Origin of the sequence: Paenibacillus sp. FSL K6-0276 (genome assembly GCF_037977235.1) — a bacterium.
Classification (GTDB): domain Bacteria; phylum Bacillota; class Bacilli; order Paenibacillales; family Paenibacillaceae; genus Paenibacillus_AQ.
In genome coordinates this window covers 2,124,525-2,143,709 of the sequence record NZ_CP150276.1, presented here as the reverse complement: position 1 = coordinate 2,143,709, position 19,185 = coordinate 2,124,525, and the positions used below count along the sequence as shown (strand labels likewise).

General features: G+C 43.6%; 19 protein-coding genes and 1 other RNA gene. 8 read left to right on the top strand and 12 right to left on the bottom strand.

Annotation, left to right across the window (positions count from 1 at the left end; translation table 11 throughout):
• Window positions 1–89 precede the first annotated feature (89 nt).
• On the bottom strand, window positions 90–653 hold the full coding sequence (locus MHH52_RS09790) for a TlpA disulfide reductase family protein (RefSeq protein ID WP_340008235.1): 564 nt from the start codon (window positions 651–653) through the stop codon (window positions 90–92).
• A 139-nt stretch (window positions 654–792) separates the two neighbouring features.
• On the opposite strand from MHH52_RS09790, the gene MHH52_RS09785 reads away from it, so the two are divergent.
• Window positions 793–1,269, top strand: a complete 477-nt coding sequence (locus MHH52_RS09785; protein WP_340008233.1) for a M67 family metallopeptidase — start codon at window positions 793–795, stop codon at window positions 1,267–1,269.
• On the opposite strand, the gene MHH52_RS09780 is transcribed toward MHH52_RS09785, so the two are convergent.
• Genes MHH52_RS09780 through MHH52_RS09770 form a run of 3 tightly spaced genes read right to left on the bottom strand, consistent with a single transcriptional unit; the run spans window position 1,251 to window position 4,504 of the window.
• Window positions 1,251–2,000: an exonuclease domain-containing protein gene (locus MHH52_RS09780; RefSeq protein ID WP_340008232.1), complete on the bottom strand. Its 750-nt coding sequence runs from the start codon at window positions 1,998–2,000 to the stop codon at window positions 1,251–1,253. The genes MHH52_RS09785 and MHH52_RS09780 overlap by 19 nt on opposite strands.
• A complete protein-coding gene (locus MHH52_RS09775; protein WP_340009578.1) occupies window positions 1,997–3,070 on the bottom strand; it encodes a DUF294 nucleotidyltransferase-like domain-containing protein in 1,074 nt (357 codons plus the stop codon). Before MHH52_RS09775 ends, MHH52_RS09780 begins: the two co-directional genes overlap by 4 nt.
• A gap of 39 nt (window positions 3,071–3,109) precedes the next feature.
• Window positions 3,110–4,504, bottom strand: coding sequence for an ammonium transporter (locus MHH52_RS09770; RefSeq protein ID WP_340008230.1), 1,395 nt, complete (start codon window positions 4,502–4,504; stop codon window positions 3,110–3,112).
• Between the two features lie 546 nt (window positions 4,505–5,050).
• Between MHH52_RS09770 and MHH52_RS09765 the strand changes: the two genes are divergently transcribed.
• Window positions 5,051–5,485 (top strand): MerR family transcriptional regulator, encoded by a 435-nt coding sequence (locus tag MHH52_RS09765; RefSeq protein WP_340008229.1) that lies wholly within the window; start codon window positions 5,051–5,053, stop codon window positions 5,483–5,485.
• Between the two features lie 35 nt (window positions 5,486–5,520).
• Window positions 5,521–6,189, top strand: coding sequence for a zinc metallopeptidase (locus tag MHH52_RS09760; RefSeq protein ID WP_340008228.1), 669 nt, complete (start codon window positions 5,521–5,523; stop codon window positions 6,187–6,189).
• A 34-nt stretch (window positions 6,190–6,223) separates the two neighbouring features.
• On the opposite strand, the gene MHH52_RS09755 is transcribed toward MHH52_RS09760, so the two are convergent.
• The gene (locus tag MHH52_RS09755) at window positions 6,224–7,138 is read right to left on the bottom strand and encodes a LysR family transcriptional regulator (protein ID WP_313639051.1); all 915 of its coding nucleotides are present in this window, start codon (window positions 7,136–7,138) and stop codon (window positions 6,224–6,226) included.
• A gap of 4 nt (window positions 7,139–7,142) precedes the next feature.
• Window positions 7,143–7,778, bottom strand: a complete 636-nt coding sequence (locus tag MHH52_RS09750) for a rhomboid family intramembrane serine protease (protein ID WP_340008226.1) — start codon at window positions 7,776–7,778, stop codon at window positions 7,143–7,145.
• A gap of 116 nt (window positions 7,779–7,894) precedes the next feature.
• On the opposite strand from MHH52_RS09750, the gene tpx reads away from it, so the two are divergent.
• The gene (tpx, locus tag MHH52_RS09745) at window positions 7,895–8,413 is read left to right on the top strand and encodes a thiol peroxidase (RefSeq protein WP_313639049.1); all 519 of its coding nucleotides are present in this window, start codon (window positions 7,895–7,897) and stop codon (window positions 8,411–8,413) included.
• A gap of 298 nt (window positions 8,414–8,711) precedes the next feature.
• Here the strand turns inward: tpx and MHH52_RS09740 are convergent, their stop codons facing one another.
• From MHH52_RS09740 to MHH52_RS09725, 4 genes are all read right to left on the bottom strand, one after another.
• On the bottom strand, window positions 8,712–9,101 hold the full coding sequence (locus MHH52_RS09740; RefSeq protein WP_340008224.1) for a DUF1499 domain-containing protein: 390 nt from the start codon (window positions 9,099–9,101) through the stop codon (window positions 8,712–8,714).
• 159 nt (window positions 9,102–9,260) lie between these two features.
• Window positions 9,261–9,452: non-coding RNA, 6S RNA (gene ssrS / locus MHH52_RS09735), on the bottom strand.
• 104 nt (window positions 9,453–9,556) lie between these two features.
• Entirely contained in the window at window positions 9,557–10,381 is an 825-nt protein-coding gene (locus MHH52_RS09730) for a DUF624 domain-containing protein (RefSeq protein WP_340008223.1), read from the bottom strand.
• Window positions 10,382–10,736: 355 nt separating this feature from the next.
• Window positions 10,737–12,389 carry a DEAD/DEAH box helicase gene (locus tag MHH52_RS09725; RefSeq protein WP_313639076.1) on the bottom strand — a complete coding sequence of 551 codons (1,653 nt, stop codon included), beginning with the start codon at window positions 12,387–12,389 and terminating at the stop codon, window positions 10,737–10,739.
• Window positions 12,390–12,721: 332 nt separating this feature from the next.
• Here MHH52_RS09725 and MHH52_RS09720 point away from each other — a divergent pair, with 332 nt between their 5' ends.
• From MHH52_RS09720 to MHH52_RS09705, 4 genes are all read left to right on the top strand, one after another.
• Complete coding sequence (locus tag MHH52_RS09720) at window positions 12,722–13,543, top strand: YitT family protein (protein WP_313639047.1); 822 nt, start codon at window positions 12,722–12,724, stop codon at window positions 13,541–13,543.
• Window positions 13,544–13,733: 190 nt separating this feature from the next.
• A complete protein-coding gene (locus tag MHH52_RS09715) occupies window positions 13,734–13,922 on the top strand; it encodes a hypothetical protein (protein ID WP_340009577.1) in 189 nt (62 codons plus the stop codon).
• A gap of 221 nt (window positions 13,923–14,143) precedes the next feature.
• Window positions 14,144–15,352: a putative glycoside hydrolase gene (locus MHH52_RS09710; RefSeq protein ID WP_340008222.1), complete on the top strand. Its 1,209-nt coding sequence runs from the start codon at window positions 14,144–14,146 to the stop codon at window positions 15,350–15,352.
• A 121-nt stretch (window positions 15,353–15,473) separates the two neighbouring features.
• Window positions 15,474–16,850, top strand: coding sequence for an MATE family efflux transporter (locus MHH52_RS09705; RefSeq protein WP_340008221.1), 1,377 nt, complete (start codon window positions 15,474–15,476; stop codon window positions 16,848–16,850).
• Between the two features lie 66 nt (window positions 16,851–16,916).
• On the opposite strand, the gene pfkA is transcribed toward MHH52_RS09705, so the two are convergent.
• Window positions 16,917–17,888, bottom strand: a complete 972-nt coding sequence (pfkA, locus tag MHH52_RS09700) for a 6-phosphofructokinase (protein WP_340008220.1) — start codon at window positions 17,886–17,888, stop codon at window positions 16,917–16,919.
• Between the two features lie 66 nt (window positions 17,889–17,954).
• On the bottom strand, window positions 17,955–19,037 hold the full coding sequence (locus tag MHH52_RS09695; RefSeq protein ID WP_340008218.1) for a tetraprenyl-beta-curcumene synthase family protein: 1,083 nt from the start codon (window positions 19,035–19,037) through the stop codon (window positions 17,955–17,957).
• Window positions 19,038–19,185 lie beyond the last annotated feature (148 nt).

Sequence of the window (19,185 nt, the reverse complement as noted above, 5' to 3'; positions counted from 1 at the left end):
CCTCATAGGCATTCATATGACGAAGAACCCCCTTCAACAGTTTAACTGTAAAGAAGGGGGGCATTTCTAATTTATTGGGTGTAGATCCTTTATGATCCGGTAAGCTTGATGACTTTCTTCTCCAACTCTTCAGGACTAAGAACGCCTAGAATGATCTCTGAGATCACTCCATTCTTATCAATGAGCACATTAGTTGGAAAAACGGCTCCGTTATATTTGCTATACACCTCATCTTTCACATCAAACATAACTGGGAACACAAGACCGTATTTCTTAATAAAACGCTCTGCATTAGGTTTATAATCCTGACTGCTCACATTAATACCGTAAATATCTAGAACATCCTTATACTTAGTGACCATAGCATTAAGCTCAGGAGCTTCCTGCTGGCAGGGATCACACCATGAAGCCCAGAAATTAACGATGACCGCTTTCTCTCGTGGTCCATCCACTACATAGGTAGTCCCATCCGTTCCTTGGAGTGAAAATGAAGGGGCGAGCAATCCAGCCTTAGGTCCTATTTTCATTGGTGGCTCATCTTGCTGCCCAAAAACAGCGGCAGCTTTCGGCTCACGATTATACCACACCACAAATACAGCTACACACACAATTAGAATCATTATCGTGATGTTCAATTTATTTACTGCTTTCATAGGGGTCTGTTCCTTTTCAAATGGAATAGTTTTCTACTATTGTACCCTCATTAACTTCAATTTCAAACCATCTATTTTTTAGACAAAAAAGAGGGTTTCGTCAGCGACGAAGCCCTAATGAAGAGAGAGGGGTGAACAAATGGCAGCATTCCAGGGAAATGTCCAGCCTATAAGACTGAAATATTCCGTACAGCAAGCGCTGGGGAAGCACTTGCTGTCCTGTTATCCGCATGAAGCATGCGGAGTCCTGCTGGGTGCTGCCGCAGCGGGTGGCATGCTCATTGATACTTACGTACCCATGCGCAACGTAGCGCCAGACCCGCTGCACACATTTACTCCCCACCCTGAAGAGTGGATTAATGTTCTCTACAATGTACCGACACTCATCGGTCTATTTCATTCCCATCCACATTCAGAACCTATACCTTCGGTCGCTGATTATAAAGGATTAACAGCACTAGGACCTGAATTTATGATCTATCTTATAGGTGCTCCCAGAACCGAAGATGGCCACTCTGCTTTACTGAATGGATTTTATATTGAGCGGTTGCCAAATGAACAAGGAACACTATCCCTCGGACTATCTCAAGCCCCGCTTCACGTTCTACTTAAATAAGCATATAAATCACCCAATGTATCTACTTGGCCCCGCTCCGAAATTTCTCGAAGGTAGGCCACCCACAGCTGGGCTGTCATCTTGGCATCTTCTAACGCATTGTGACGTCCATGAATCGGAATTTCATGCACATATAGCAGCTCATCAAGCGTATAGTTGCTAAGCTGCGGCTCGAGCCAACGCGCAAGCATCATCGTGTCCAGTACCCGGTGTGTAAGCTGCACTTTAGAAGTTTTCCATAGAGCAGCATTAAGAAAAGCTTTATCATGTGAGCTTGCATGTGCCACTAGCACATTTTGACCCACAAAGGACATGAAATTATGAAGACCATCCATTAAGGAGGGGGCGGATTGTGCCATCTCTTCCGTTATCCCTGTTAACCTCGTAATATCATCTGGGATCGCCGTCTGACAATTCACCAATGTATAAAAGCATTCATCTTCCTTAATCTTCTCTCCAACAACCTTAATTGCACCGAATGACATAATTTCATCCCCATGCTGGTGAGAAAATCCTGTCGTCTCTAAATCAAATATAACAGTCTCCAGTTCAGACAGCGGAGTACGCAGTACCTCAGGACGACGCTTCTCACGCATGAGTGATCGGATATAGGCCATTTGCTGCGCAGTCTGATGAGCAGTCTCTCCACCTCTCATCGAAGCGATCGCGGACGGCATTCCGCCTTGTCTCAGATTATTCCAAAATCCTCCATTCTTGTTTGGCTCCCTCATGTTCGCCACCTTTCCGCTGAGCGGAGCTGACGCTGCAACGCCCGATGAAGACGTCTGACAAGCAGCAGACTTTCACGCAGCTCAGACAACAGCTGCTTATTCTTCAGTTCACTCTCTGCAACATAATCACTGCTGATTAATAATCCATCTTGGACGCTATAAGTTGTGTTCACTCGCATCCGCATCGCCAACAAGAAAGCTCGCCGGATATCATCCAAATGTTGGTACTTATGAAGCCCATTAAGCGCTTCAATTCGGTCTAATGTCGAGCTAGCTCTAATGCCGTGTAATAACGACAAGCGTCTAACAATATTCACTAACGGGATATAAACCCCATACTTAATATCAAATCCACCTGCATAATCACCAAATCGCTCTATTAACACCTGTCCCAGAAGATTCAAAGTCGCTTTATGACGGACTGTATTACGAAGAACGGCTACGGACAACTTCTCATTATCAGCAAAACCTTCATAGAAAGCTTCTTGCCACAACGCTGATAATTCAGCACTTCCTGCAACATGGCGCATATCCGAAGAAATGATAAGATACCGGATAGGCTCCCATTCCAGCTGGGTTCTCCAATCCTTCAGCTGCTCAATCCATTCAGATAACGTCTTCCGCCACATCCATTGGGAGCACATTACCTTGCCTGCACATTTCTCATATCCTACTTCTTCAAGCACATCGGATAACATTATTCCAAAAAATTCAAAATACCTATTCTTCTCCCCATCCGGTTCACCCTCAACGATCAAACCATTATCCTGATCGCTCCACAGTGTAGCCTCCTGCCTTCCACTGCTGCCAAACACAATAAAGGAATAAGCACAGGGAGGCGGGCCATAGCCCGCCTCTTTCATCTGCGCCTCACATATGAGTACCGCTGTTTGTGCAATAAGATCATGCATCGTATTCACACGGAACATCCATTCCTCAATTGGAATAACATTCAACTGTTCCAGAAGTATACTTTGGCAGGCAATTCGCCTCTCCCTAAGTTCCTGTGGCGAACCGGCTAAGACGATGGTTCTAAAGCTTTCTTCACTATACTCATCTGTTAACTCCATCGAAGCCACACGGTCCGCCTCCCTATCCGAGGATTAATATTATTGTTTAAGGGTTTTGGATTCCGATTCTGCGATCAATTTCATTTGTTCAGGGTATCCGTAAGTACCATGCTCACTGATATCCAGGCCCATCAATTCTTCTTCTTCCGTAACACGAAGTCCAGTAGTTACCTTCATTACATACAAGATGATGAAAGAAAGAACAGCTACGAAAACAAATGTTCCAACTACTCCTAGAACTTGAACACCCAATTGGTGGAAACCGCCACCGTAGAACAATCCAGCTTCCCCTACCAAAGCGCCTTTAGTAATAAGATCTGGTGCAGCGAATAGACCTGTGGAAACCGCACCCCACATCCCTGCAATACCATGTACTGAGAAAGCATAGATCGGATCGTCAAGCCCTGCACGTTCCAACCATTGAGATGTCATGAATGTGAACGCACCTGCTACTAATCCAATAATGATTGCTGCCCACGGTTCAACGTAAGCACATGCTCCAGTGATCGCAACCAGTGCAGCTAGAACACCATTCAGCATTGCTGGAATATCAGATTTACCAAAGTACAACCATGAAGCAATCAACGCTGCCAAACCGCCTGCTGCTGCTGCGATATTCGTAGTTAATGCAACGTGACCGAAGAAACCTCCCATAGGGGACAAAGCACTACCTGGATTGAATCCGAACCAACCAAACCAGAGGATAATAACACCGAGTACAGTGAATACTTGGTTATGACCTGGAATAATAACAGGTTTACCTTCTTTATTAAACTTACCAAGTCGTGGCTTAAGCAATATGGTTGCCATTACTGCTGCTGTTGCACCTGTAAGATGGACAACCGTGGAACCTGCATAATCTTGCATACCTAGCTCAGCCAACCAACCGCCGCCCCATACCCAGTGCGCTACGACCGGATAAATTACGACCGAGAATATAATTCCGAATATAATATACACACTTATCTTAGCACGTTCTGCCATACCTCCAGATACGATAGCCAAGGAAACTGCTGCAAAGGCCATTTGGAACAAGAATTTAACATTTAAAGTTACATCAGAAAATGTAAGTGATTCAAAAGAAGATGCTGTTGAATCTCCGCCGTACAAGAAGCCTGTAGTACCGAAGAAGCCGTTACCGTTACCGAAACCAAGTCCAAAGCCAACAGCCCAGAAACAAAGACTCGCAATGGCCAGCGTCAGTACCGTTTTACCGGCTACGTGACCTGCATTCTTCATTCGAACCGAACCTGCTTCAAGCATCGCAAACCCTGCTTGCATAAAGAAGACTAAGATGAATGCCAGGAAGGTAAACGCGGTGTCCAACCCGACCTGCAAATCTGCGTTTGTCGGACCGTCCGCTGCAAAAGCACTTACCGGATAAACCATCAGCGTAATCATGGCTAGTAACATCATCAACCATTTCTTTTTCATTTTTACCCCACTCCCCAATGTTATATTTTCTAACAAAGCGTGAAAATCTTAATGTCATTATAATCAGAAGTCAGGTAAATTGACAAGACTATTTTCGGGAATGTTTTTATTTTATTTTCTTCAAGCTCGCGAAATCTTCATAGTATACATGAACTATAGCCACTAACTTGGACTCATACCAGCTACGCATTCATTGAAATAACTACGTGAACATACAATCTAATATTACTTTTTATCGAATTCCCTTTATCAATTCCCGCACAAACATAACGCCAAATGTAATGTTTATAATTGAATTATACAAATGATCATATCCTCTTCAAATTTGATATCACTGGGAGTTTGAGTGTATTGTATATAAACAAGGCATCACCTTTCATGAATAAACTCTCTTTAATGCATATACTTTATGAAAGTATGACGTTTGACTGTATGGTTTCCAGTTTGTTATCATTACAGATAGCATAATAGAAACCACCAATATAGGAGATGACTACCCTTTATGGACAGTCGAATTCGATTAGTGAGGCGAGGTAGCATGGGGATATGATTCTATATCGAATCGGAGAATTAGCTAAGGCTGCTCACATCAGTGAGCGTACCATTGATTATTACACGAAATTGGGGTTAATCTCCCCAGAGTCAAGAAGCACCAAAAATTACCGACTTTACAGTTATGAAACCTTGGTCACCTTAGAACGTATTAATCAATTAAAGCATGACAAGTATTCATTGGAAGAAATCAAATCCATGATGAGCAAATGGAGCGAGGCTACTCCTGAAACTGACGTATCTGATAAATTAGTCGAGCTTGAGCAGCATATGCAGCGACTAGAACGTGAAGTAAAGGCACTTGAACCAATTATAAGCGGTCTGAAGCCGGGACAGGCCAGACGCGCGCTCTCTAACTTACTCCCACAAGGAGTGGCCTGCATGGAGGCGATTCGGCTTCTATTGCTTACGCAAGGACCGCCAATGTAAATACCATATTTACAATACAGTGGAGGAATGCAGCTATGATGTATCTATTAGTAATTATCGCCTTTATCTTTTCATTATGGGCCCAGTTCAGAGTTAAAGGGACATTCAGCAAATGGTCCAAGGTGGCCAACTTGAACGGTCTGACAGGATATGAAGCAGCTAGACGCATGCTCGACGCAAACGGACTTCACGATGTTCCGATTGAGCCTGTAAGAGGTACGCTTTCTGACCATTATGATCCGATTCACAGAGTTGTACGCTTATCAGAGCCTGTTTATTATGAGAGTTCTATCGCAGCAGTATCTGTCGCTTGTCACGAAGTGGGTCACGCCATTCAGCATAAAGTTAGTTATCCTATGTTAACACTCCGTCACAGGATGTTCCCAGTAGTTAATTTCGCATCAGGCATAGCACCATTCATGCTTATGGCAGGATTCATATTCGGTTACTTTAACCTTGTAGGCCTTGGTATCATCTTCTTCTCGGCCGCTGTTGCCTTCCAGCTTGTGACACTGCCAGTTGAGTTCAATGCCAGCAACCGGGCACGCCAAGTCATGGTAGAGCAAGGCTACATTCGTAACGAAGAGGAACGCGGAGTAGCCAAAGTCCTAAATGCAGCTGCATTAACATACGTCGCCGCCGCACTAGTATCCTTACTCGAACTGCTTCGTTTGATTACCGTCTTTTTAGGTAACCGCGACTAATACAAATCACAGCACAAAAAGAAACCCCGGAAGGCTAAGAGCCAACCGGGGTATTGTTTTGTCTAGCTTTAAAATAGGATATCAAAAAAGTCCGAAACGAACGCGCAACCAGCGGCAACTTACTATCTGTTCGATAAATCAAACCAACCGTCCTCGTCACAGCAGGCTCAACAACCCTTACCTGAGCCGGCTGGAGAGGATTCGTCTGATAGAACGCCATCTCCGGAAGAAGGCTTACACCCATCCCTGCCGCCACTAAACCACGAATGGTATCGGTCTCCCCACCTTCAAATGCAATTTGCGGTTGAAATCCAGCCTGCAGGCATGCTTGCCAAACGATCGGTCTCAGAGAATAACCCTGACTGAACAGAACAAACTTTTCTTTTTGAAGCTGTTCCAAACGGATCTCTGACTCTCCTGCCAGCCGATGATTCTGTGGAAGTATTGCAAATAACTCTTCAGTCATAACAATATCCCCTGAGACATGCTCATCGTTTTCCGGAAAAGGCGAAATAAATGTTAAATCCACCTCACCAGACAATACATCTTTTATCAAAGAAGGGTACGACCCCTGCTTAAAACGAAACTTAACATGGGGATAGTACTGGCGGAATTCTGCAACGATAGTGGGAATAAGATGCGTGCCAAGGCTGTGAGGAAATCCAATACGAATCTCCCCACGCTCCGGATCCAGAAATTCATGCACTTCATTTACCGAATGTTCCAACTCCTTAAGGATACTATCCACCCGCTTGCAAAAGAGCTGTCCAACTGGCGTTAGCTGCAAATTACGCCCTTTTTGCATGAACAAGTCAACCCCAAGCTCTTGCTCCAACTGATGAATCTGACGACTTACCGCAGATTGCGCTACATGAAGTTCCTCCGCCGCTCTTGTTACATGTTCTTTTTGGGCTACCTTTAGAAAATATTGCAGCTGTCTTAGCTCCACTCCATCATCGCCCCTGTCTTAGGCTTTTATTAAATATACGAATAATAAGTCCATATAGGAAAAAGCCTGAAACCAAACCTCCGATATGTGCAACCCAATTCACATTCGGTGTTGCAAACGACATAATTATCCCGATTACTAACAATCCGAATAATGTCTTTCGCGAGCCTTCGTCCATCATCGCCCGTTGAATAACAGCAATGTATAAAAATGCGCCATAAACGGCGTAGATCGCTCCAGAAGCACCTACTGATACCGTGCCTACCCCTAATGCTGAGCGACTGCTGATCGCAATCGTTAGAACATTCGCAAGAACTCCACCCACCACATAAAGAATAGCATATCGCCACCAGCCAAGCAGGCGCTCCAGAGGCGGTGCAAACACCAGCAGAGTAAAGCTATTAAAGAATAGATGGGAAAACCCATTATGTAAAAAAATAGCCGCCACATAGCGCCATAGTTCCTCTTTAAATGGACTAACATCAACTATAGCACCAAAATCAACAAGCGTTTGAATATTAGTTGATCCTCCATTGAACGTCATGAGGATAAACATGATCACGTTAGCCACTATGAGAAGACATGTTACCGGGTAATACCGGAGATAACTTTTCCAATTTTCATACCGTATAAATATCATTACACCCATCCCTTTACGTTTATATCTTGCCTTGTTGGACAACTCCCTGTAAATAAGATTATAATTTATTGTGGCAGTAAGAGCCAATATTACAATTCGAGGAGGAAAACAAGGATATGACGCAAGAAAGAACAGGCGTAGCTACTTTCAAAGGCAACCCCATTACTCTCGTAGGACCCAAGCTTACAGCTGGTGATCCCGCCCCCGATTTTGTTCTTAGTAAGAATCTACTGGAAGAAGTGTCTCTTAGTGATTATGCCGGTAAAATCAAGCTGATCAGTGTTGTCCCTTCTCTAGATACTGGTGTATGTGATGCACAGACGCGCCGATTCAATAGCGAAGCTGCAGAGCTGGGTGACGATGTAGTTATCCTCACGGTTAGTATGGACCTACCATTCGCTCAAGCCCGCTGGTGTGGCGCTGCAGGTATCGATCGCGTAATTACTCTATCCGATCACAAAGCAGCCTCATTCGGACAAGCTTATGGTGTTCTAATCAATGAATTCCGGTTAGATATGCGTTCTATTTTTGTACTAGACAAGAGCAACACACTCACCTATGTTGAATATTTGAGTGAAATGACTGAGCACCCTAATTATGAAGATGCTATAGCTGCTGTGAAGGAGCTGCTCTAATTCTAAAGGGCAGTAGATCAGTAGCAATTTACGACAATACTTACTTATCACTGCAAGCATAAATGCCTTTGTCGTCCTTATAAGGGACGACAAGCGTTTATGCGAGAAATATAAGACATAAGGTATAGGTATAAAACTTATACTTTCTTATATTTTGAAAAAAGCGGAAGAAGGTCCATCCTTCTCCCGCTTTTTTTGTAATAGAAAGATTTATCGATAACATTCAGAGCAGCTGATCGTTTACGTAAACGCATTCATACTATCCCTAAGTAAGAAGGTTTTTACGGATCTCTGAAAATTAGTCCGCTTTGTGTTTTCCTAATTTTTTGTCCAAAGACGCATACAACCGCTGAATAACACGGTAGTTAGCACCCAGATCGCCTAGCGAACCTCTAGATGCTGAGTACATATCTACGCCACAACGTACAGGCGTGGTATTGAGCACTGAGACAGTAATGTCCAGTGTACGGCCGAATGCCGTTCTCTTCTCTAGTGTAATCTCACCTACTGACTCCACTTCATGAAGCACCTTGAATCCAGGAACTTTCTTAAGCGTTGATGAAACTTCCTCCCAAGCTTTGTCTTTCGTTAGATTGTAATAACGCGTTTTTAATGTCGGATCTTTTGCGCGGTCGCTTGTTCCATCATGACTGCGGAATAAACCGACCAAGGTTCTTTTTAACGACAAAATTCTTCCCCCTCTACAAATCCCAAGTTCATTATTCTAAGTGTAACACTCTTGTCTCAGGAACAAAAGGGTATTGCTCACTTTCTTCTTGTTCCAGACATACAAAAAAGCGCCCGCTCCCAACTTTCACGGGAAACAGGGCGCTTTGGCCTAAACAATAGAAAACCCGCTTATGCCGTCCGGCTACAGTGTCTTCTGAACCTGCTATAGCAGGTGGGTGACCGCAGAAAACGTTTTTGAATTCCCCAGGTCATATAGACAGGGCTGTTCAGCTGCGCTTCGTGTAGATCTCCCAAGACATTATCATTGGTTCAAAACAACGAGCAACCGTAACGAACATCGCAGGATTTGTTATTATTATATTGCGTTTTAACGAAAAAGTAAACCTGTATGCGCTTTATTTTACATTGGAATTAAATACCTGATGATTTCCAATGCTCAATGCTCGTCTTTTATTAAATACGTTTTATATCTTTATTCTCAACATCGTCTTCATAATCGTCTTCATCGTCGTCTTCATCATCTTGATTATTCAAAGCAGCTTCTTGCTCTTCTTGCTCTTTCAGTTTCTTCTGCTCCACCTGCAATTGCAGTTTGTTATAGGTAGCATAGAAGTTAAAGAAAGCAGCCATCGCAATCAACGTTGGAATACAGATGAAATACAGCGCTGGATATCTCAGACCAATATAAACAAGAACTGCAGCTGCAATCAAAGTTGAGAACACGCGAATTGGACGTGCTATAGTCAGCAAAAATGAGTTCGTCATCACTTGTTTAAAGCTCATTTGATAATGAACGACAATGGAAAAGAAGTTAAACATAGACACTGACAAAATAATCATGAGCACTAACATCAAAATACCAACAATTCTGAAGTCAGGCATTTGTGTCATGTAAACCGTTACATCGACGTACATAATAACGAACATCAATGTATAGATGACTCCTCCGAGCATACTCTTTAAATAATTCTCTTTATACCCCTGAAAAAATGTACGAAAAGTCCCTACATCCGTATTCCCCATAACCCATTTGCGTACTACGGTAAATAATGCCGCTGAAGCAGGAAATACTGTAAATGGTGCCAAAATCCCCATTGCCCAGTTCAATGTGAGCTGCTCATTTACACCGCCCGTGCTTGTCCCTAACATAATCATCTTCATCACACCAAAAAACAAAAACGGGGCGGAACATAGTGCCCATAAGATATTACTAGCTGCGATACGTGTAATCCATTCTGTGATGCGGTATAAACCGCCCATTGCTCCTTTAAACTCCAATTCCCTTCCTCCTCTGTCTCTTGCATACTACTTATCTTAACTATACCTCATTTGCCCTCCTCTTTTCCATAGCCCAACTTTCTGAATTCTAGGTCATCGTCTATACATTAAGTCTACAAAGTCCATATATTGGGATTTAAAGTATAAAAATTGCCAAAATCACCTCATTCTAAAGGAGAACTGGCACGATCCTCGTATTGTTCATCCTGCTCGTTATCATCACTCGTACTTTCGTATAAACCGCTAACTCAATAAACATCCTAATATTTCAACAAAAAGAAGACGAGAACCGCTATTCGGTATCTCGTCTTCTTGGTATTTTGGTAAATCATCACCCTCGGGTTCTGATCAGGTATTAATTATCGAAATCTTCACGTTTTGCTGGACGTGTGCTTGTGCTGCTTGGACGAGTAGATGGCTTGCGATCAGCGCTACTACGGTTCGCACCACCGTCACGGCTTGCTCCATCACGGTTGCCTTTATAGCCGCCGCCATAACCGCCACTGCCGCTACCATAGTTACTGCCACTGCCACCGCTGCTGTATCCACCACGACTACCACCACCGTTGTTGTCGCGATTACCACGGTATCCACCAGTGCTGCCACCGGAAGTCCCACGGTTTCCGCCATACCCACCATTAGGTTTGCGGCCGCTGCGAATGTCGTTCTTACCACCACGACGTTTAGCACGGATTGGATCTTCAGGAGTCAATTCAATTGCGGAATCCTTCTTATCACCAGTCAAAAGCTTCATTGCAGCCGACAGCAATTGAACGGAATCATATTGCTCAAGCAACTGAATAGAAATACCTTTGTACTCGTTCAATTCACCGCTCTCAACCATCTCAAGCAAACGCTCTGCTGTTACGCGTTGTTTACCTTCAATAGCCTCAGCCATAGTTGGCAATGGTTTACGAGTAATACGGTGACGAGTAACGCGTTCGATCAAATGCAGATGATCCATTTCGCGTGGAGTAACGAAAGACCAAGCTGTACCTTCTTTACCAGCGCGACCTGTACGACCGATACGGTGTACATAGCTTTCTGGATCTTGTGGCAAGTCAAAGTTAATTACGTGTGTAACGCCTGATACGTCCAGACCACGAGCCGCTACGTCAGTAGCTACCAGCACATCAATGCTGCCATCGCGGAATTTACGCATTACTGCATCACGTTGGTTCTGTGACAAGTCACCATGCAATCCATCAGCAGAGTATCCACGTTTTTGCAAAGCTTCTGCAAGCTCATCAACCCGGCGTTTCGTACGTCCGAATACGATAGCAAGCTCAGGAGATTCCATATCAATCAAACGGCTAAGCGCTTCGAACTTTTGACGTTCAGGTACTTCAACATACGCTTGATCAATCAGCGGAGCACTGATTTGTTTCGGAATAACGGAGACATGTTGCGGGTTGTTCAGGAATTGCTGTGCAAGACGTTGAATGTTTGGAGGCATTGTAGCCGAGAACAACATAGTTTGACGCTCTTCAGGAACGAGTTTGAGGATCGTCTGAATATCTTCCATAAAGCCCATATCCAGCATTTCATCTGCTTCATCCAATACAACAGTTTGAACATCATCCAAGCGAATGGTTTTACGGTTGATATGGTCAAGCAAACGTCCTGGTGTACCAATAATGATTTGTGGTTTCTTCTTTAGACCACGGATTTGGCGACCAATATCTTGTCCGCCATAAATTGCCAACGAACGAAGACCTTTAAAACGGCTTAGCTTACCGATTTCTTCTGATACTTGAATGGCCAACTCACGTGTTGGTGCCATAATTAGTGCCAGGATTTTTTCGTCTTCGCGATTAATCTTTGAGATGAGGGGGATACCAAAAGCAGCAGTCTTACCAGTACCAGTCTGTGCTTGACCGATCAGATCCGACCCAGTCAATGCCAATGGAATTGACTGCTCCTGTATCGGTGTTGCCTCCTCAAATCCTAACTCTGTGATTGCTTGTAGCACTTTTGGCTCCAAGCCAAATTCTGCGAATGTTTTCAAATTATTCATGCTCCTTCTATACAGTGGACATTCCACATGCTTGTCTGTATTCTTAAGTAGCGGTAAACACATTTATATGCTGTCCAATCATGCTCTTATTTCATGCATGATATAGCGCTTTTGGGACGAAAAGCCTCCCTATCATCAGGTACTTCATTGTACCTGAGCAACTGTAGCTTTACATCCGATGCAATGCAAAAATACCATTGTAACGTCCTACTCAAGAATATCCTATACATTATATCACAACTCTAAGTAGGAATACCAGTGGGTTCCTTTCTTTTCATTGCTTTCATGGTTTATTTTAAATTTATTTATAGAGGTGGATTTGCTTGTTAAGACAGATTTGGAATTGTATTGCAGTTATTTTTGGAGCAGCGCTGATTGCCAGTGGATTTAATCTTTTTCTGATCCCTCATCGCTTACTCAGCGGAGGAGTATCTGGGCTTTCCATGTTAGTGGGTTACTTTACTCCAATAAACATAAGCTTGTTATACTTTCTCTTTAATATCCCTCTACTTGTAGCTGGTTGGTTCCAGCTGGGTCGGAGATTTATTATGCTAAGCATGTTATCCGTTGTGGCAACAACCTGGTTCATGACGATCATTCCAGAATATCTGGTAGCCACTGATATGCTGCTTTCTTCTGTATTCGGCGGAGTGTTGGTCGGTATCGGCTGTGGTTTTTCCTTCCGCGCAGGTGGTTCATCCGGAGGTTTTGATATTCTGGGTTCAATCATCACTAAATTCCGTGATTTCCCAGTTGGAAATGTGATGGTAAGCTTAAATGGACTCGTTATCCTAGCCGCAGCATATTTTGATAACAACTGGAACTTGGCACTTGCATCGATGGTATCTATATACGTAACCGGTAAGGTACTGGACATGATTCATATCAGCCATTTAAAGGTAACCGTATATATAGTAACAAATCGTACAGACGAGCTCCTTCAGCATCTAATAGGACTTCAGCGTGGTGTCACAAAGATTAAAACAGAAGGCGCTTATTCTCTTGTTGAAAAGGATATGCTAATGACAGTAACAACCCGCTACGAACTTGCTGAGCTGCAACGTATTATCCGCACGACAGATCCTCAAGCTTTTGTAAATATTGTCGAAACGGTCGGCGTTATGGGTTCCTTCCGAAAAAGATAATTCGGTAATGAAAGTCCTTTAATTGGAAAATGCACCAATCACAGAATTGTGATATATTATAATCAGGCAGAACCCTAACAATTTCATAAAGATTGAGATTTACCCCTCTTTTTTCCAAGCACTTCGTTTTCCGATGAACACTGAATTCCATTCAGACCTATCGAAAAAGGAAAGGGTGATTTTTGTGGAAATGGAAACGGTAAAGCTGTCAGCAATCGTCATGAGGTGGTATCCTGATATGATGCCGTTTCTCAAACAGAACGAATTAAATTCCGTAATCGTTCTGCGTGACGGGCTTAGTATTCTAGACCCTGCAGATGCCATGGATATCATCCATTACAGTATCTGTGAACATCAGAATTCTGCGTATCTTCAATGAGTAAGCCGCAAGAGAAGTCTTGATAGTTGCCGCCTTAGGTTCGGCCATGTTGCCGATTTAAGGCGGCATTTACTTTTTAATCAAAACGTTTAGAATCTGTGCGTCCCGGTTATAAACAACAAGGATGGTTTTTCAGACCCCATCTGAGCCAACATTGTTCTTTTGGGGAGCAGCCGTTCTTTTTATAATTTAGGGAAAGTACATAAAGGGAGAGAATACGAATGAACATCACCTGGGCTCTACTGATGATGGCCTTGGGAAGTGTAGGGGTGCAACAGAACCAACATGACGCTGAAGTGGCAATCGTATTGAAGTCCGCCATGAATCCCCCCATTATTGCTGGGCAAAACAATAATTCAAATGTTACTACCCCAGCTCCAAATGCTACATCTGAGACAAACGACTCACAAAGTATGTTACACGCAGATCCTCAGCCAGGTGCACCGAAAGTAAAAGGCATCTATGTTACCGCATACAGTGCAGGTGGAGAACGAATGGAAAAGCTTCTTTCTTTGCTCGACCAGACTGAACTAAATTCTATGGTCATCGATATTAAGGATGATGCTGGTTATATCACGTATAAGACCGATAATCCAGAACTTCAGAAACTGGGTAACCCTCAGCCCTTTATTGGCGATATCAACAAACTGATGGAAAGATTGAACAAACATGATGTTTATCCTATTGCTCGAATTGTTGTCTTTAAGGACTCTATACTCGCCAAAAAGAATACGCAATTATCCTTTGTTAATGCAGACGGCTCAGTTTGGAAGAATAAAGGCGGCGATAGTTTTGTTAACCCTTATAATGAAGATGTCTGGAAATACAATGTCGATATTGCCAAAGAAGCTGTTAAACTCGGCTTTAAAGAAATTCAATTCGACTACGTGCGCTTTCCTGAAGGATTCGAAAAACGTTCAGATACACTTAAATACACTAAATCCAGCGATTCTCGCGTAGATATCATTTCTAATTTTGTGAAATATGCCAAAGCAGAGCTTGCTCCACTAGGTGTTCGTGTATCCGTAGATATTTTTGGATATGCTGCATCTGCCCCTGCTGAAGGCATTGGACAAGACTTTGTTAAAATCTCCAAGAATGTGGATGTCATCAGTCCGATGATATATCCAAGTCATTATTCAACTGGATGGTTTGGAGTGAAAGAGCCTGACTTAGATCCATATGCTACCATCAAAGGCTCCATGGTTGATACACATAAGAAGCTTGATCCACTCGGCAGCTACAAACCCGTTATTCGTCCTTGGATTCAAGACTTTACAGCAAGCTGGCTCGGAAGCGGTCATTATATTAAATACGGCAAAAAACAGGTGGAAGATCAAATCCGCGCTTTAAAAGATGAAAATGTGGAGGAGTTTCTACTCTGGAACGCCAATAATCGCTATACCGCCGACGTCGATTATGAGAAATAATGTTTACAGCCCTTATTCTTATATTTAGATAAAGACCCGGCGTCTGCCGGGTCTTTTAATGGAGAGAAAAGGAACTTTTGCCGTAATCATTGAAAACCAACAAAGAATGAGGCAAAGAACTATGATACAAACCACCTCTTTAAAACAAAAAGCAGGACAATTTTTTCATATTTTATTTCCAATTCTAGTTACACAGATTGCTTTATCAGCCATAACCTTCTTTGATACAAACATGTCGGGTAAATTTGGTACAGCCGATCTGGCAGGTGTCGCAATAGGGACCAGTCTCTGGATTCCTATCCAAACGGGTTTAAGCGGGATTCTTATGGGGATCACCCCCATTGTCTCCCAGCTCATTGGAAGCAAGAAGGATAAGGATGTAGCCTATCAAGTCACACAGGGAATCTGGTTATCACTGATCGTCTCTGTAATTGTTTTACTAATCGGCAGCCTCGCCTTGTCACCTATCCTTAATTTTATGAATTTGGAGCCGACTGTAAGAGATGTTGCATTCCGTTTTCTTAGCGCTATCTCCTTCGGAATTATCCCATTGTTTGGATATACGGTTCTCCGTAGTTGTATAGACGCTCTGGGGCAAACACGCGTGTCCATGTTTATCACACTAATAGCTCTGCCCGTCAATGTTGGCTTGAACTACTTGCTGATCTTCGGGAAATTCGGATTCCCTCGTCTTGGCGGTGTTGGAGCTGGTGTGGCTTCAGCCATCACCTACTGGGTAATATTTTCGGTCGCCCTGCTCTTCATTTATCGATCCGAACCATTTGTAAATCTTAGAATCTTTCGAAAGTTCTACTTTATATCGCTAAAAAGCTTCAAAGACCTACTAAAGATCGGTGTGCCTATCGGCTTCTCGATTTTTTTTGAAACAGCGGTCTTCTCCGCTGTAACCTTATTGATGAGTCGGTTCGATACCGTAACGATTGCAGCTCATCAAGCCGCAATCAATTTTGCGACAACGTTATATATGATTCCGCTCAGTATCTGCATTAGCCTTACCATTCTCGTCGGCTTTGAGACTGGATCTGGCAGACAAAAGGATGCTCGTCAATATGCCATAATGGGAATTGGACTTGCGGCTATACTCTCGCTGGCAACAGCACTCCTGCTCTTATTTGCTGGACACCATGTAGCTGGTTTATACTCTGATGAGCCTGATGTCATTTCTTTAATTCAGCACTTCTTGATCTATGCGATCTTCTTCCAGATCTCTGATGCTATTGCCACACCTACACAAGGGGCACTTCGTGGATATAAGGATGTTAACCCCGCCTTCATTATTTGCTTTATAGCTTATTGGGTTATAGGGCTTCCTACTGGTTATGTGCTTGCGACCTACACAGATTTAGGGGCATACGGTTATTGGATCGGACTTATCACCGGCCTTGCCATCGGCGCCACACTGCTCATGTCTCGGCTTGTCAAAGTTCAACGTCGTTATGCCACACAATATGCAGACGCTCAACCACATCATAAATAATAAATAGTACACAAAAAAAAGGAACAGTGCGAATCTCGCAACTGTTCCTTTTGTATGTGTAGTTAATTATTGAGAAAGACGGGATGCAAGCTCGTACAACTCTACGTCAAAGTCCTTCTTCGTATTCACTACAAGATCGATATCTGTAAGGGCTAGTTCACCCTTGATGATACCGCAGGCTTTATCGGATTCACCTTCAATTAGCTTACGTACGGCAAAATCGCCAAGACGGCTAGCGAGGTTCCGGTCTCCAGGGGTTGGTGTTCCTCCACGTTGAATATGTCCAAGTACAGTAACACGTGCATCCAGGGAAGCATGACGATCTTTCAGCGCTTGTGCCACATCTTCACCTTTACCTACGCCCTCTGCAACAATTACGATACTGTGACGTTTACCTCTGATAAAGTTGTCGCGCATCCGATCAGCAACTTCATTCAAGTCATATGGCATTTCTGGTACAAGAATCGTTTCTGCTCCAGAAGCCAGACCCGCATGTAGCGCGATATCTCCACAGTGACGTCCCATAACTTCTACAATTGAAGAACGCTCATGGGAGGACATAGTGTCACGCAGCTTGTTAATGGCGTCTACAACGACACCAACCGCTGTATCAAACCCAATGGTGTAGTCCGTGTAGGAAATATCATTATCAATAGTTCCCGGCAAAGCCATCGTCTTGATACCGAGTTTACTTAGTTTATTAGCGCCTTTATAAGAACCATCTCCACCGATAACAACTAAGCCATCGATGCCCATTTCATTAAGAATATCCGCGCCCTTTTGCTGACCTTCTGGCTTTGTGAACTCCAGACATCTTGCAGATTGCAGAATTGTGCCTCCGCGTTGAATAATGTCGCCTACACTGCGAAGATCCATAGGGAAGATATCACGATTCAGAAGTCCTTGATATCCACGTTGCACACCATAGACTTCGATACCGAAATAAAGTGCGCTTCTTACAACCGCACGAACAGCGGCGTTCATACCTTGTGAATCTCCACCACTAGTCAGTACTGCAATTTTTTTGATTTTTGACATTCTGTTGTTCCTCCTTAATGTTGTGCAATGCCCCATCCCTCTTATAGGTGAAGCTTCGCAATAATGTTACAGAAAACGATTGCGTATCCAGCGGCTATTAGCGAAGAAGAACAGCCTGGTAAGCGGACTTCCTCTCATTAGGCTCTTAGACACAGTGCGAACTTCCCGCTGTTCGCTAACTTTCGGATCAGATAAATAAAGTGCCAGCAATCCCTCAATCACCATACGATGCATGGATGACTCTGGAAGATCACGTACATCCTTCCGGGCCCACTCAACCATGGAAGCGATGCGACTTAGCATCGTATCCGTGTCGTCATAATAATTGCAGAAATTAAGATCACCGCCTGCTCGGTCCTCTTCCTGATCAATTAAATAATCCAGCATAATATGCAAACCACACACATGTGGAAAGTACGCAGCACGGATCGATTCCGAAGAAGATTTACTTAGCTTCGGATCACAAGCGGATAGAAACAGCATGAATACGCCTAACGTAGAGCCCGTCGCAGCGGCAAACTCGTTCCAGTGCAGATGCGGAGCACGGCTTCCCTGCTGCTCCCACCATTCCTTCAGGGCGATTTCCCTGAGCTCCGGGCGGATATGCTTATATACCTGCAAATCTGTATACAGCACTGCCAAATCACGGATCTCCGCTGCAGCAGCGGCATAACCTGGCAACAATGAGATCATCTCTTGGCATTTTCGAACCAGCCTGTACAAATATCCACCGTCATTCTGTTCATCACGAAGCGCATAATAATTAACAGGATCAGCGTTTGGATCAATGGCATCCAGCATAGATTGATGCAGCAGCCTGAAATCTGCAGGATCAAGCGAAGTACTGCGATCACATAAGTTATCTAGATAATCACTGATAGTTTGATAAGCAACAATAAGCGGAATAAGTATATGTCTCATCGATAAATTGCCGGCGGCATAAATACCTCCACCTATGCAATGAAACTCTTTCGTCTCAATGCTGGCAAGTGCTTGCTTCCGGAGCTCGGGATCGGGAATCCCATTCGCATCTTGGCGCCAGAAGTGGAGACATTCTCTCACTTCAGGCAGCACGTACTTATAGACCCTGTTCATAAGCCCTAATGGACCACGCGGGCTAAGGTAACGGCCTTGCTCTAATTCACTCAATGATAGTGCCTCCACATTGTTGTCTCCTTATCCAAATCACCACTTATTATAATATGATCAGGCGTATTTGTACAAACAACAAAATCACTTTCGTAAAATCATGAAAGATTCAGAAATAACGCAATTCAAGAAGAAAAGACTTAGCCCT